This is a genomic window from Streptosporangium fragile, assembly GCF_039534445.1.
Taxonomy (GTDB): Bacteria; Actinomycetota; Actinomycetes; order Streptosporangiales; family Streptosporangiaceae; genus Streptosporangium; species Streptosporangium fragile.
The window spans coordinates 1-13,698 of record NZ_BAAAVI010000040.1 but is presented as its reverse complement, the minus strand read 5'-3'; the positions used below and the strand labels follow the sequence as shown (position 1 = coordinate 13,698).

Here is a 13,698-nt window from a genome sequence, read left to right as displayed (position 1 = left end):
ATCACTCGCTCTCGGTGCTGTAGAGGTACTCCCAGTCGCCGCACTTGGTCGGGTGGGAGCTGTGCAGGCCGATCTGGCAGACCTTGACGCGGACGTTGTCGACCTTGTGCTTGCTGAAGGTGAAGTGCTTGGCGCCACCGGCACCGCAGTACCTGTAGCTCTTGCCGTCGTACCAGTTGCCGGGGTGGTCACCGAAGTGGTGGACCGCGAACTTCACGTACGCGCACTTGCCGCCCTGGGCGTACGTGCGGTGGTCGAGGTCGTACAGCTTGCCCTTGACGTCGACCCGGTTCCACTTCTGGTGCTGGTCCCACTCCACGCCGATCCAGCCGCGCGACTTGGCCTTGTAGTTGCGGGAGTAGTAGGTGCCCCAGTTCTCGCTGTAGTCGTAGCCCGGCGAGGCGGTCGTGGCGGCGCTCCCGGTGGTCGCGGCGGCCGCTGCCGAGGCCGGCGTGGCGAGCGCGACGGCACCGACGGCGGCGGCGGCCAGCAGACCTGCGGTCAGTCTCTTGATCATGATCTCTCCTTGAACCCCCCGGACCGGCTCCGTACCGGTTCCCCCCTGGGGTGGTTCATTGATAAGGCGCCGCGCTTGCAGGTCCCTGTACCAACGCTTGCCCTTTTCCTTACAAACCACATACAGAGTGCTCAGGTCACCCGAAAGGCTGCTACGCCAGAAATCCACCGCGGCCGCCGGCGCTCCACCCGGCGGCCCTCCGAACCGGCGGCGGTGTCCGCCGCCCGGCGTACCCGGGAATCCCTCCAGCGGCGGACGCCCGCCGGGCCCTCTCTCGCCCACCATTGAGTCATGCGCCCCGGGGGGACGCCGGGCCGGTGAACGGGCCCGGCCGGATCGGGGCGTACGTCCCCTCACCCGGGGACGGCCGCGGAGGGATTCGCGGCAGCACAGGGGGGAGAGCAGGCGCCGCGAGCCGAAGGGGGCGATCTTGGTCCGGCAGAGAAGTGCGGTCTCGCACCGGACCATGTGACGAAGATCGCAGTAGCTCGCGGCGCCCATCCCACCCATTGCTCTACAACCCGTAGTACTACTAGAAGTAGAACTACACGTCGTAGAGCTTCAAGAGCCGCGAGAGGAAGATGGACGCACTGGATCTGGCGCGGTGGCAGTTCGGGGTAACCACCGTGTACCACTTTCTCTTCGTGCCCCTGACGATCGGCCTCGGCGTCTTCGTGGCAGGACTGCAGACCGCATGGCACCGCACGGGCAAGGAGCACTACCTCCGGCTCACGAAGTTCTTCGGGAAGCTCTTCCTGATCAACTTTGCCATGGGCGTGGTGACGGGCATCGTGCAGGAGTTCCAGTTCGGCATGAACTGGAGCGAATACTCGGTCTTCGTCGGTGACGTCTTCGGCGCCCCGCTCGCCCTGGAGGCGCTGCTCGCGTTCTTCCTGGAGTCGACCTTCATCGGCCTGTGGATCTTCGGCTGGGACAAGCTGCCCAAGCGCATCCACCTGGCCACCATCTGGGCCGCGGTCATCGGGTCCAACCTGTCGGCGTACTTCATCCTCGCCGCCAACGCCTGGATGAAGCACCCGGTCGGGTACGAGGTCGTCGACGGCAAGGCCCGGATGACGGACCTGTGGGCGGTGCTCACCAACTCCACCGCGCTCGCCCAGGTACCGCACGTGATCGCGGCCGCGTTCGTGGTCGCCGGCGGGTTCGTGCTGGCGGTCTGCGGCTACAACGTCCTGCGGGAGCGCCGGGCCGACCCCGGCCGCGCCGGGCAGGTGCGGCACGGCGGCACGGACATCTGGCGCACCCCGATGCGGGCGGCGCTGGTCATGACGGCGATCGCCGGGGCCGTGGTCGCGGGCAGCGGCGACCTCTCCGCCAAGCTGCTGCACGAGCAGCAGCCGATGAAGCTCGCCGCCGCCGAAGGGCTGGAGCGCGACACGGCCGGCGCGCCGTTCTCTCCCGTACCGGGGGTGGAGGTGCCCATGCTGCTCAGCTTCCTGGCCACCAACGACCCGAACGCCGTGATCCAGGGCACCGAGGACCTGCAGACCCGGTTCGAGAAGCAGTTCGGCCCCGGCGACTACCGGCCGAACCTGCCCGTGGTCTTCTGGTCCTTCCGCGTGATGATCACTTTCGGCCTGTCGGTGGCGGGCCTGTCGGTTCTGGGCCTCTGGCTGACCCGCAAGCGCCGCCGCGACCCCCGCCCGCCGCGCGAGATCCCGGCCTGGTTCGCCCGGGTCTGCCTGCTGGCTCTGCCGCTGCCGACCATCGCGATGATCGCGGGATGGCTGCTCAGCGAGATCGGGCGCCAGCCGTGGACCGTCCAGGGCGAGCTGCTCACCGCGGCGAGCGTCTCCCCCGGCGTCAGCCTGACCGAGGTGGCCATCTCACTGGCGATCTTCACCGCGCTGTACGGCGCGCTCGCGCTGGCCGAGGTCGTCCTGCTGGTGCGCTACGTGAAGGCGGGCCCCGAGCCCGTCGCCGTGACTCCGCCGGCGCCGCCGTCGCCCCGCGACAGCGAGGACGCGGGCGCCCGGCTCCAGCCGACCCTGATGTACTGAGGCGGGAACGATGGAACTGACCACCTTCTGGTTCGCGGTCATCGCGTTCCTCTGGACGGGCTACTTCGTGCTGGAGGGCTTCGACTTCGGCGTGGGCATGCTGGCGCCGGTGCTCTCGCGGAGCGAGGCGGAGCGCAAGCAGGTCCTCGGCACGATCGGCCCCGTCTGGGACGGCAACGAGGTCTGGCTGATCACCGCCGTCGGCGCGATGTTCGCCGCGTTCCCCGCCTGGTACGCCGGGCTGCTCAGCGAGTTCTACCTGCCGGTCGTGCTGGTCCTGGTCGGGCTCATCGTGCGCGGCATCGGCCTGGAGTGGCGGGGCAAGGTGCAGCACGCCTCCGACCGCGCGTGGTGCGACGCGGGCGTCCTGGTCGGCAGCGCGCTGCCCGCGTTCCTGTGGGGCGCCGTCTTCGCCGACCTGCTGCGCAACAGCGCGACGGCCGCCCTGGTGGGCGGGGTGTTCTCGCTGTCGCTGTGCGTGCTGCACGGGGCGGTCTTCGTCGCGCTCAAGACTTCGGGCCCGGTGCGCTCGCGGGCCCGCCGCGCCGCGATGATCGCCGCCGCGGTGGCGGTGCCCGCGGCGGCGGTGGCCCTGTCCGGCATCCCCGCCCCCGACGCGGCGCCCGCCGGCTGGACCGCGGCCCCGTGGCTGTGGGCGTGCGCGCTGGCCGCGGTGGCGGTCCTGGCCGCGGGGGTCGCGCTGACCTGGCGCGGCCGGGACGGCTGGGCGTTCGCGGCCACCGCCTCGTCCATCGTGCTCGGCTCCGCCGCCCTGTTCGGCGCGCTCTGGCCCGCCCCGTTCCCCGGCCTCACCGTCGCCGAGGCCGCCTCCGGCCCGTACACGCTGGGCGTGCTGACCTGGATCGGCCTGATCGCCCTGCCGTTCGTCCTGGGCTACCAGGCCTGGTCGTACTGGGTCTTCCGCAAGCGCCTGGTCGCCGGAGCCTCCTGAGGCACCGGGCCTCCCGAACCGCCGAACCTTCCGAGCACCGGGCCTCCCGAACGCCGAACCGCCGGTGAACGCACCTCATCGCCCGGGGTGCGTTCACCGGTCACCGGATGCCCGGTACGGCAAGGCGATACCGCTCGCGGAGAATCTCTTCGCCGAATGGATCAGCCGGCTAGAAGCATCACCGAAGGGGCATGGGCGATGACCACGTTCCACCGTTGGGACGACCGTTGGGACGACGTCAAGCACGAGATCTTCGACGAGGAGGATGTCGCCGCGGTCGACGAGAACCGATACCGGATCGCCTGACGCGAGCGGAAGGACGCGGACCCGGCCCTACGGGCGTCGGGTCGCCTCCGCGACGGGACGGGCTCCGGCGCATTCCACGGCAGCCCTCGAAGACCGGCCAGGTCCACCGTGGCCTTCAGCGGCAACGGGCTCGTCCTGACGGTGGCCGCCGGTGACGACGTGCTGCCGTACGACGCCGGCGGCCTGCGTACCGCCCGACGGTGAGGCGGGCGGAGCGCGGCCGCGCACCTCACCGGCCGGCGCCGGGGCGGACGGCCCTGTCACCCTCGGTGGCCCCGGCCCGGTCAGGCGTCCGCATCCGGCCGTGGCCGCGCGGCCGGAGAATGAAAAACAACAAAAGCATCAAAACAGGCAAATAGCGATTTTTTCCGCTAAGGCATCGCCATTTCCAGGAAGTATGCCGACGAACAATCGCATTCAGTTTGCATTGCCCGACCCCTTCATCGAACATCCGTTCGGTAGAGTGTCGGCATATCGATACTGCCAGTCAATCCTTGTTCGGCGTCCACGGCGGTTCGCCGCCGGCGAGTTTGCTCGGCGGGTGACCGTGCTTCGCCCTTCTTCGCCCGCGGGAATCCTCGGTGGCCGCCGTGTCACCCCGAGGTCGCCCCCTGCCACCGGGGCCCGCCGGGGGCGGGCGGAGCCGTCCGGGGAGAGGGCCGGGAACAAGGGCCGCCACCCGCCCTCGGGCATACAACAGCTAGAACCACTAAAGCGGACAAAAGCCATTATCAAGGAGGTAACCCGGGAAAGCCGCTCATACTTGCGCGGTCGTTGCAAAAGCAACGGCCCCCCGCGGCCAGGCGGGGAGCCGTCAGACGCTCAACGTCACGAAGAGGTCTTCATGTCTCACAGTACCCCGCCGTGGGGTGATGCCCCGCCCCCGGCGAAACCTCCGCTGTTCACGCTCAGGACCCTTGTGATCCTCTTCGCCGCGGCCGGCGTCGGGATCCTGATGGGCGCTCTGTCGTTCATGGGCGGCGTCCTGATCCCGCTCGCGATCGTCACGGGTCTGACCGCTTCCGGCGCCACGATCGTCGGCCTTCACGCTTTCCTGGACTGACCCCGGAAAACGGGCCGCCGTCACGCCATGGCGGCGGCATGACGGCGGCCCCGCCACGTTCACGGGGTCCTCCGAGGTCACGGGACACGGGGCCGGGACCCTCCGAGGTCACGGGACACGGAGCCGGGGACGGCGACCTCCGCGGGGAGCGGCCGCCGTCCCGGTGGTGTCCGGGCGGGAGCTCAGCCCGCCGCGCGGCGGAGGTCGAACAGCTCCGACGGGGAGATGGGCATCCTGTCGATCGCGATCCCCTCGGCGTCCTCGACGGCCGAGGCGATCACCGCCGAGACCGGGATGACGCCGGCCTCGCCCGCCCCCTTGATGCCCAGGGGGTTGAGCGGGGACGGGGTCTGCAGGTGCGCGGTCTCGATGGCGGGCACCTCGGTGGCGTACGGCATGAGGAAGTCCATGAACGAGGCGTTCAGCAACTGGCCGTGGCCGTCGTAGACCATCCGCTCGTACAGGGCTCCGCCGACGCCCTGGGCGACCCCGCCGTGGATCTGGCCCTCGACGATCATGGGGTTGATCAGGTTGCCGCAGTCGTGGACGACGGCGTAGCGCAGGATGCGGATCTCCGCCGTCAGCGGGTCGGTCTCGACGATCGCCGCGTGCATGCCGGAGGCGAACGTCGAGCGGAGCGGCGAGTAGTAGTCGCGCCCCTCCAGCCCCGGCTCCTCCCCCTCGGCCACCGGCGGCCGGTCGAAGGAGGCGGTCCCGGCGAACTGGGTCGCCCTGGCCGCCTCCTCGTCGAAGGCGTAGCGCAGCGGGTTGGACAGCACCGCCACGGTGGCCAGCGGGATCGACGCCCCCGGGGCGCCCACGACCTGCACCTCGCCGTCGACGATCTCCAGGTCGCGGGGGTCGGCCTCCAGCGCGTCGGCGGCGATGCGCAGGGCCTTCTCCCTGACCTTCCGGCAGGCCAGGGCGATGGCGTTGCCGCTCATCACCGCGGCCCGGGAGGCGAACGTGCCGACCGCGTAGCCGAACCTGCGGGTGTCGCCGGTGACGACCGAGACCCGGTCCAGCGGCACGCCCAGCTCGGCGGCGGCGATCTGCGCGAACACGGTCTCGTGGCCCTGGCCCTGCGAGGTGAGCCCGGTGGAGACGTGGACCCGGCCGTCGGAGGTGACCTGGACGTGGCCGCCCTCGTAGGGGCCGACGCCGGTGCCCTCGACGTAGCAGCCGATGCCGATCCCGATCCTGCGCCCCTCGGCCTCGGCCCGGGTCTTCTCCTCGGGGAAGGAGTCCCAGCCGATCATCTCCTTGAGCATCCGCAGCGACTCGGGGTAGTCGCCGCTGTCGTAGATCAGCGGGCGGCCGTCCTGGAAGATCAGGCCCTGGTCGTAGGGGAACTCGTCGGGCTGGATGAAGTTGGCCGCCCGCACCGCCGTGCGGTCGAGCCCGAGGTACCGGGCGATGTGGTCCATCGTCCGTTCCATGCAGAAGACCGCCTGCGGGCGGCCCGCGCCCCGGTACGGGGTGACCTGCACGGTGTTGGTGTAGATCGACGAGAACTCCACCCGGTACGCCCCGATCTTGTAGGGGCCGAGGAGCTGGGTGGAGGTGATGATCGGGACGATGATCCCGTACGGCGTGTAGGCGCCGTGGTCGTGCAGGATGTTCACGTCCAGGCCCAGGACCCGGCCGTCGCCGTCGAAGCCGACGCGGACGAACTGCACCTGGGCCCGCTCGTGGGCGGAGGAGACGAAGTGCTCGCGCCGGTCCTCGGTCCACTTGATCTCCTGGCCGAGCGTCATCGCCGCCCACGGAACCAGGATCTCCTCCGGCCACGGATGCACGATCTTCACGCCGAACCCGCCGCCCACGTCCGGGGCGATCACCTCGACCTTGGGCAGCGGCAGCCCGAGCTTGGCCGCGATGGCCATCCGGACGCTGGTGGAGGTCTGGGTGCTGGAGTAGACGCGCAGGGAGCGGTCGTCGGCGTCCCAGCGGGCGTGGACGCCGCGCCCCTCCAGCGGCATGGACGCGCTGCGTTCGATGTCGAGCCGGAAGGCCAGCGTGTGCGGCGCGTTCTCGATGACCTCGCGCACCCCGAGCCCGGCCGCCGAGGGCACCTCCTGGACCAGGTGCGCGCCGACGTTGCCCGGCACGTCGGCGTGGACGAGCTGGGCCGACTGCGCGGCCTCCTCCACGCCGACCACCGGTTTGAGGATCTCGTAGTCGACCCGGATGAGCGCGCAAGCGTCCTCGGCGAGGTAGCGGTCACGGGCGACGACCATCACGACGGGCTCGCCGACGTGCCTGACGATCTCGCGGGCGAGCGGGTGGGCGGTGCGGCCGTGGGTCAGCGCCGGGTGCGGGATGAGCAGTGGCAGCGGCTGGGCGAGCGCGCCCGGCAGGTCCTCCCAGGTGTAGATCGCCACCAGCCCGTCGACCTCGACGGCGTCCGAGACGTCGATGTCGCGGATGCGGGCGTGGGCGTGCGGGGAGCGGACGAACGCCGCCGCGAGGGCCCCGGGTCCCAGGTCGTCGAGGTAGAGCCCCCGGCCGGTCAGCAGCCGGGGGTCCTCGCGCCGCCGGACCGGCTCGCCGAACAGTTTCGTGGTCATGCCCGCCTCACCTGCCTCGCCCGCCCAGCCCGGTCACCGGTCCTCCGCCATGATCTCGGCGGCGCGGTGGACGGACTTGACGATGTTCTGATACCCCGTGCAGCGGCAGAGGTTGCCGGAGACGCCCTCCAGCACCTCCTCGTCCGTCGGGGCCGGGTTCTCCCGCAGCAGCGCGGTCACCGTGCACAGGAAACCGGGCGTGCAGAAGCCGCACTGCAGGCCGTGGCACTCGGCGAAGGCCCGCTGCACTGGGGAGAGGGTGCCGTCGGGGGCGGCCAGCCCTTCCACGGTGGTGATCTCGTGCCCGTCGACGCTGACCGCGAAGGTCAGGCAGGAGCGGACGGGCTCGCCGTCCAGCAGCACCGTGCAGCAGCCGCAGACACCGTGCTCGCACCCGACGTGCGTGCCGGTCAGCCCGAGATCGTGGCGGAGGCAGTCGGACAGCAGCCGCCGTCCCGGCACGGCGACCTGCCGGACCACCCCGTTGACGGTCAGCGTGATCTCATGCATCGGCGGCCTCCCTGGCGGCGTCACGGAGGGCCCGCTCGGCGAGGACTCCGGCGAGGTGCCGCCGGTAGGCGGCGGTCGCGTGGATGTCGGCCTCCGGCTCGATCCGTTCCCGTACGGCGTGCGCGGCCGCGGCCCAGTCGGCCGAGGCGGCGGGCCGGTGGCCGACGGCCTCGGTGACGTCGACGAGCACCGGGACGGGGCCGAGGCTCACGCACGCCACCGCGGCCCTGGTGATCCGCAGGTCGTCGTCGAGGCCGACCAGCGCCGCGATCCCGGCCAGGGCGTAGTCGCCGTGCCGCCTGGCGATCTCACGGAAGGCGGTGCCGGAACGCGGGGGCAGGGCGGGGAAGAACGCGGAGACGGCCAGCTCGCCCGGCTCGATCGCCGACTCCAGCGGGCCGGTGAAGAAGGCGTCCGCCGGGACGTCGCGGACGGCGCCGGGCCGTGCCAGGCGCACCGAGCCGCCCAGCAGGGTGAGCACGGCGGGCAGCTCGGCGGCCGGGTCGGCGTGGGCGAGGCTGCCGACCACCGTGCCCCGGTTGCGGATCACCGGGTGGGCGACCAGGCGGAGCGCCTGGCGCAGCAGCGGCTGGGCGGCGGCGACCTGCTCGGCGCGTTCCACCTGGGCGTGCCTGGCCAGGGCGCCGACCCGGACGCCGCCGGGCTCGACGTCGAGGCTCGCCAGCTCGGACAGGCGGTTGATGTCGACGAGGTGCTCGGGTGCGGCCAGCCGCATGTTGAGCAGCGGGATCAGGCTCTGCCCGCCGGCGAGCACCTTGCCGTGCTCCCCGACCCCCGCGAGGGTGTCGAGCGCCTCGCCGAGGGTGCGGGGAGCGTGGTAGTCGAACGGGGGTGGCTTCACCCGGTTGCCTCTCCTCGCGTCTTGGGCCCCTGCCGGCCGGCGTCGGCGCCGACGTCGGTGCCGGTCCGGCCGCCGATGGCCCGGAGCACGTGGTAGCCAACCACTACCACGATGGTGCCCAGCGCGATGCCCTCAAGCGTGAACTCAGAGCTGATCATGTGCCTGATCGGGCCGATGGCGAGGATGATCCCCGCCCCGATCGGGACGAGGTTCACCGGGTCGGAGAAGTCGACCCGGTTCTCGATCCAGATCTTCGCGCCGAGCAGGCCGATCATGCCGTACAGGATGACGGTGATGCCGCCGAGCACGCCGCCCGGCGTGGCGGCGACCAGCGCGCCGAACTTGGGGCACAGGCCGAACAGGATCGCGATGACCGCGGCGATGTAGTAGGCGGCCGTGGAGTAGACCCGGGTGGCGGCCATGACGCCGATGTTCTCGGCGTAGGTGGTGGTCGGGGAGCCGCCGAAGGTGGAGGCGACCACGGTGGCGGCGCCGTCGCCGAGGATGGCGCGGCCGATGTACGGGTCGACGTCGGTGCGGGTCATCTCGCCGACGGCCTTGACGTGGCCGATGTTCTCGGCGACCAGCGCGATCACGGCCGGGAGCACCAGCAGGACCGCGGAGAACCTGACGTCCGGGAAGTGCATGTTCGGCAGGCCGATCCAGTCGGCCTTGGCCACGGCGTCGAAGTTCACCCGGAAGTGCGTGTCGACCTTGCCGGTGCCGGCGTTGAAGGCGGTGATGGCCCCGAAGACCCGGTCGGCCCCCCAGGAGAGCAGGAAACCGACGACCAGGCCGAGCAGGATGCCGATCCGGCCGATGAAGCCCTTGAAGGCCACGATGATGACGAAGGTGATGGTCATCGTGATCAGGGCGATCCACTGGTCCTGCGGCCAGTAGACGTCCGCGACGACGTACGCCAGGCCGAAGCCGATCAGCATGACCACCGCACCGGTGACGACGGGCGGGAAGACCCTGTGGATGATCTGCACGCCGAGGAAGTGGATCGCCACGCCGACGAGCGCGAGGACGAGCCCGGCGACGAGGATGGCCCCGGTGACGATCGCGTCGGCGGTGGGCGTGTCGCCGCCGAAGAGGCCGCGGATGGCGAGCACGCCGCCCACGAACGACGCGCTGGTCCCCAGGTAGCTGGGGACCCTCCCCTTCACGATGAGCAGGAACATGATCGTTCCGATGCCCGAGAACATGATGGCGACGTTGGGGTCGAGCCCCATCACCAGGGGGAAGACGAACGTCGCGCCGAACATCGCCACGACGTGCTGCGCGCCGAACCCGACCATGCGCGGCCAGGAGAGCCGCTCGTCCGGTCTGACGACCTCTCCGGGAGCCAGTGTCTTGCCGTCGCCGTGTTTCGTCCAACCTGCAACCATCAAGCCCCACCTTTCACCGGGCCGTCGGTCGGTGGCCACCCCGCGGGCATCCCTCCGGCGAGTCCCCATGCTGTCGTTGCGGGCACATTAGGACCGGTTTCATACCCATACACCGTCATGATCTGCCAAATCTGAGCGGCTGACCAGTGGACGCTTTGCGCACGACAAGCCCGTATGTCCGGTGAGGCCCGGCCTGTCGGGGCTCCGGGGGCGCGGACGGGAGCCTGCCGGGCGGGAAACGGCACGCTTCGCCGGGACGTGTGAGAACCGCCCCGGCCGGGAGACGGCGTGCCCCGCCGGGACATACGGGAAACCCGCTCGGCCGGGGCGTACGGGGCTGTTACCCGGCCGTCACGTGGATCTCGAAGCCGTCGCCGGAGACGACCTGGCCGTCACGGATCTTGCAGGTCTTGCGGAGCTCCACCTCGCCGTCCACCAGCACGTTGCCGTCGGCGATGAGGAGCTTGGCCTGGCCGCCCGTCTCGGTCACGCCGCAGTATTTGAGCAGGTCGCAGAGCGGGATGTACTCGGTCTCCAGCTCGAAGGTCGCGTTCACGCTCCAGAGTCTAGATCCCGCGCATCCGCAGGACATGGAGGGCCAGGGTCAGGTTCAGCCGCAGGTGGGCGTCCTCGGTGAAGCCGCCGAGCATGCGCTCCAGCTTGCCGATCCGGTAGCGCAGCGTGTTGTAGTGGAAGTGCAGCCGCCGCGCCGTCTCCGCGACGTTGAGGTTGGTCTCCAGCAGCACCTGCAGCGTGCGGCGCAGATCGGCGTTCTCGGCGTCGTCGTCGGAGGCGAGCGGGCCGAGCGTCTCACGGACGAAGGCGTGCAGCTCGGCGGTGTCGTTCACCAGCGAGAGCAGGCGGTAGACGCCGAGCTGGTCGAAGTGGGCGACCGCGCCGTGACCGTGGAGCTGGCGGCCGACCCGGGCCGCCTTCAGCGCCTGGCCGTACGCCTCCGGCAGCGCCTCGGCCCCGACGGCGGTGCGGCTCGCGCCGGTGGAGAAGGTGGCGGGCAGGCACTCGGCGAACGCGGCGGCGGCGTCCTTGGCCAGCCGGCCCGCGTCGACGGAGGCGTCCACGACCGTGACGACCTCGTGGGAGAACCCGGCCACCGCCCCGCGCGGGTCGTGGCGGCGCATCGCGGCGGTCCAGCAGGCGACCAGGCGGTCCTGGGCGATCCGCTCGTCGCCCTCCGGGTCGAGCTCGGCCACCAGCACGGTGACCGGGCGCTGCAGGTCCCAGCCGAACGCCTTGGCCCGCGAGGCGACCCGTTCCGAGCCGCCCGCCCTGCCGGTGAGCACGTCGCGCAGGAAGTCGGCGCGGTACTTGCTCTCGACCGCGTTGACCGCCTCCTGCCGGGTCACCACCAGCGCGGCGACCGTGGCGGCACGTTCCAGAATGCCGATGTCGCTGTCACCGATCGAGCCGACGGGGCCGCAGGCGACGATCCGGCCGTGGTGGTGACCGCCCGCGACGACGGGCACCGAGGTCCGCCGGTCCTCGGCATCGCCGCGCAGCGCGGTCAGGTGCTCGGCGGGCCCGGCCGCGGCCAGCACCTGGCCGGTGCCGTCCAGCACGGCCACGGCCACGCCCAGGAGCCCGGCGACCTCGGCCGTCACCTCGCGCAGCCCGCCCCCGGCGAGCACGACCTGGACCAGCGCCCGGTGTGCCTCCTCCGCCCTGGCCAGCACGGCGGCCTGGCGGTTGAGGATGTCGGTCAGCACCTGGTTGAGGATGTCGTCGAAGCCGACGTCGTCGGGAAGCTGGATGAGCGGGAAGCCCAGCCGGTCGGCCTGCTCCACCATCTCCTCGGGCAGCTCGTCCAGGTAGCGGCCGAGCTTGATGGCGAGCGCGGCAAGTCCCCGCTCGTCGAGGTCGGCCACCAGCCGGCCGAGCGACTGGGGCGTGTTGCGCAGCGGGTAGCCGGTGGTCAGGAGCAGTTCGTTCGGCTTGACCCAGGCGAGGACGTCGGGCACCTCCATCACGTTGAGGCGCTGCACGATGCGGTCCAACCCCCGCTCCCCCGCGATCAGCCGGGCTCCCGCCAGCGTCGAGACGCCGAGGACCTCGCCGACGGCGACGCCATGGATGATCGTGCCGGTGCTCGCCAGGCGCACGGGAGGTTCCATGAGGCGATTGTGACCGATGGACCCGTCTGTCAGGAAGAGCCAACCTTTGGGCAGACTGTTGGCAGCTTTCTCCGTACGGCCTCGTCCATCCCCCGTTCTACCGTCGGCTCAACGGATGGGGGAGTCGTGAGCGAGCGCATCGAGCGAACCGCAGGAGAGAACGCCTTCGCACAGGGGCGTTCATGACCGTCGGAACGCGTCCCGGGACACAGCCCGGGGTCCGGCCCGGGGCCCGGCAGCGCGTGCACGCGCGGACGCACGGCACCGGCGCGGCCAGCACGACACTGCGCCGGACGCTGGAGTCGCCCCGCCGTCCCGCGCGGGTGCTCGCGGCCTTCCCCGCCGGGGTCTACCTGGAGGTCCGCACCGAGCTGGAACCCCAGGTGATCGCGGTGGTCACCGGGGAGGCCACCCGCCTGCCCAACGCCATGGTCGTCACCGGCCCGATGCCGCGGGTCGCGGTGGGCGACGAGGCGTACGTGGGTGACGGCTCGATCGACCTCGGGGGGCTCAGCCTGCGGGCCCACCGCTGGTGGAACCCCGCCCCGCCGCTCGGCTCCGTACGGACGGCGCGACTGGCCCGCACGCTGCCCGAGATGGCCGAGTTGTGCGATCACTCGCCGAGGCGCCCCGGGCTGGAGGGCAACGGCGCGGCCGGCCTGCTGGCCCAGGGGTGCGCCGAGGGATCGCTGCTCAAGAGCGTGACGGCCGCCGAGCAGCTGGTCGGCCTGGGCCCCGGGCTCACCCCGAGCGGCGACGACGTGCTCGCCGGGCTGCTGGTGGCGCTGCGCCACCTGGGCGGCGCGGCCGGGGTGGACAGGGCCGTCCGGCTCGCCGGCTGGCTGGCCGCCGCGGTCACCTTCAACGCCCGGGGCCGGACCACCCCCATCTCGGCGACGCTGCTGCACTGCGCCGCCCGGGGCGAGGCCAGCGGCGAGGTGCTGGCCGTGCTGCGCGGCCTGGCCGGGCGGCAGTCCCTGGAGCCCGCGCTGCACCGGCTGCTGCAGCTGGGCCACACCTCCGGGGCCGACCTGGCCTGGGGGGTGCGGATCGGGCTCGCCGCGGTGATCGATCTGGAGGGCAGGGGCATTGAGCACTGATGTGGTCCAGGTGCGCACGGGTGTCTACCACGACTCCGTGAGCCTGATGCGGATCAGCCAGGCGGCCGGCGCGCTGCCCGGCGTGGAGGTCGCGGTGGTGGCGATGGCCACCGAGCTCAACCTGGGCATCGCGGCCGAACTCGGCTTCGACCTCCCCCCGGCCGGGCCCGCGGACCTGCTGATCGCGCTGCGCGGCGGCGAGCCGGGCGCGCTGGAGGCCGCCTCGGCCGAGTTGGACCGGCTGCGGGCCGGGCTCGCCGGGCTGGCGCCGGCCGGG

The 13,698-nt window shown here is 71.6% G+C and carries 11 protein-coding genes and 1 pseudogene; 5 read left to right on the top strand and 7 right to left on the bottom strand.

All coding sequences use genetic code 11. The features are described from left to right. Position 1: 1 nt before the first annotated feature. A complete protein-coding gene (locus ABD841_RS24680; protein ID WP_344976367.1) occupies positions 2-517 on the bottom strand; it encodes a hypothetical protein in 516 nt (171 codons plus the stop codon). A gap of 581 nt (positions 518-1,098) precedes the next feature. On the opposite strand from ABD841_RS24680, the gene ABD841_RS24675 reads away from it, so the two are divergent. The 3 genes from ABD841_RS24675 to ABD841_RS24665 all read left to right on the top strand — a co-directional run bounded on the left by ABD841_RS24675 (position 1,099) and on the right by ABD841_RS24665 (position 4,859). Next, positions 1,099-2,538: a cytochrome ubiquinol oxidase subunit I gene (locus ABD841_RS24675; protein ID WP_344976366.1), complete on the top strand. Its 1,440-nt coding sequence runs from the start codon at positions 1,099-1,101 to the stop codon at positions 2,536-2,538. A gap of 10 nt (positions 2,539-2,548) precedes the next feature. Next, positions 2,549-3,490 (top strand): cytochrome d ubiquinol oxidase subunit II, encoded by a 942-nt coding sequence (gene cydB, locus ABD841_RS24670; RefSeq protein ID WP_344976363.1) that lies wholly within the window; start codon positions 2,549-2,551, stop codon positions 3,488-3,490. 1,150 nt (positions 3,491-4,640) lie between these two features. After that, a complete protein-coding gene (locus ABD841_RS24665) occupies positions 4,641-4,859 on the top strand; it encodes a hypothetical protein (protein WP_344976360.1) in 219 nt (72 codons plus the stop codon). 182 nt (positions 4,860-5,041) lie between these two features. On the opposite strand, the gene cutA is transcribed toward ABD841_RS24665, so the two are convergent. The 6 genes from cutA to ABD841_RS24635 all read right to left on the bottom strand — a co-directional run bounded on the left by cutA (position 5,042) and on the right by ABD841_RS24635 (position 12,321). Continuing rightward, positions 5,042-7,429: an aerobic carbon-monoxide dehydrogenase large subunit gene (cutA, locus tag ABD841_RS24660; protein ID WP_344976358.1), complete on the bottom strand. Its 2,388-nt coding sequence runs from the start codon at positions 7,427-7,429 to the stop codon at positions 5,042-5,044. Between the two features lie 33 nt (positions 7,430-7,462). Further along, positions 7,463-7,939 (bottom strand): (2Fe-2S)-binding protein, encoded by a 477-nt coding sequence (locus ABD841_RS24655; protein WP_344976356.1) that lies wholly within the window; start codon positions 7,937-7,939, stop codon positions 7,463-7,465. Further along, on the bottom strand, positions 7,932-8,801 hold the full coding sequence (locus tag ABD841_RS24650) for an FAD binding domain-containing protein (protein WP_344976353.1): 870 nt from the start codon (positions 8,799-8,801) through the stop codon (positions 7,932-7,934). The genes ABD841_RS24655 and ABD841_RS24650 overlap by 8 nt, the downstream gene beginning before the upstream one ends. Next, positions 8,798-10,192, bottom strand: a complete 1,395-nt coding sequence (locus ABD841_RS24645) for a uracil-xanthine permease family protein (RefSeq protein WP_344976352.1) — start codon at positions 10,190-10,192, stop codon at positions 8,798-8,800. The genes ABD841_RS24650 and ABD841_RS24645 overlap by 4 nt, the downstream gene beginning before the upstream one ends. A 340-nt stretch (positions 10,193-10,532) precedes the next feature. Further along, complete coding sequence (locus tag ABD841_RS24640) at positions 10,533-10,748, bottom strand: RNA-binding S4 domain-containing protein (protein WP_344976349.1); 216 nt, start codon at positions 10,746-10,748, stop codon at positions 10,533-10,535. A gap of 10 nt (positions 10,749-10,758) precedes the next feature. Continuing rightward, the gene (locus tag ABD841_RS24635; RefSeq protein ID WP_344976347.1) at positions 10,759-12,321 is read right to left on the bottom strand and encodes a PucR family transcriptional regulator; all 1,563 of its coding nucleotides are present in this window, start codon (positions 12,319-12,321) and stop codon (positions 10,759-10,761) included. A 182-nt stretch (positions 12,322-12,503) separates the two neighbouring features. Here ABD841_RS24635 and ABD841_RS24630 point away from each other — a divergent pair, with 182 nt between their 5' ends. Both ABD841_RS24630 and ABD841_RS24625 read left to right on the top strand, forming a co-directional pair. Next, the gene (locus tag ABD841_RS24630) at positions 12,504-13,421 is read left to right on the top strand and encodes an oxamate carbamoyltransferase subunit AllH family protein (protein WP_344976344.1); all 918 of its coding nucleotides are present in this window, start codon (positions 12,504-12,506) and stop codon (positions 13,419-13,421) included. Continuing rightward, a pseudogene (locus ABD841_RS24625) lies at positions 13,411-13,698 on the top strand (FdrA family protein); the annotation flags it as partial. The gene ABD841_RS24630 and the pseudogene ABD841_RS24625, both read left to right, overlap by 11 nt.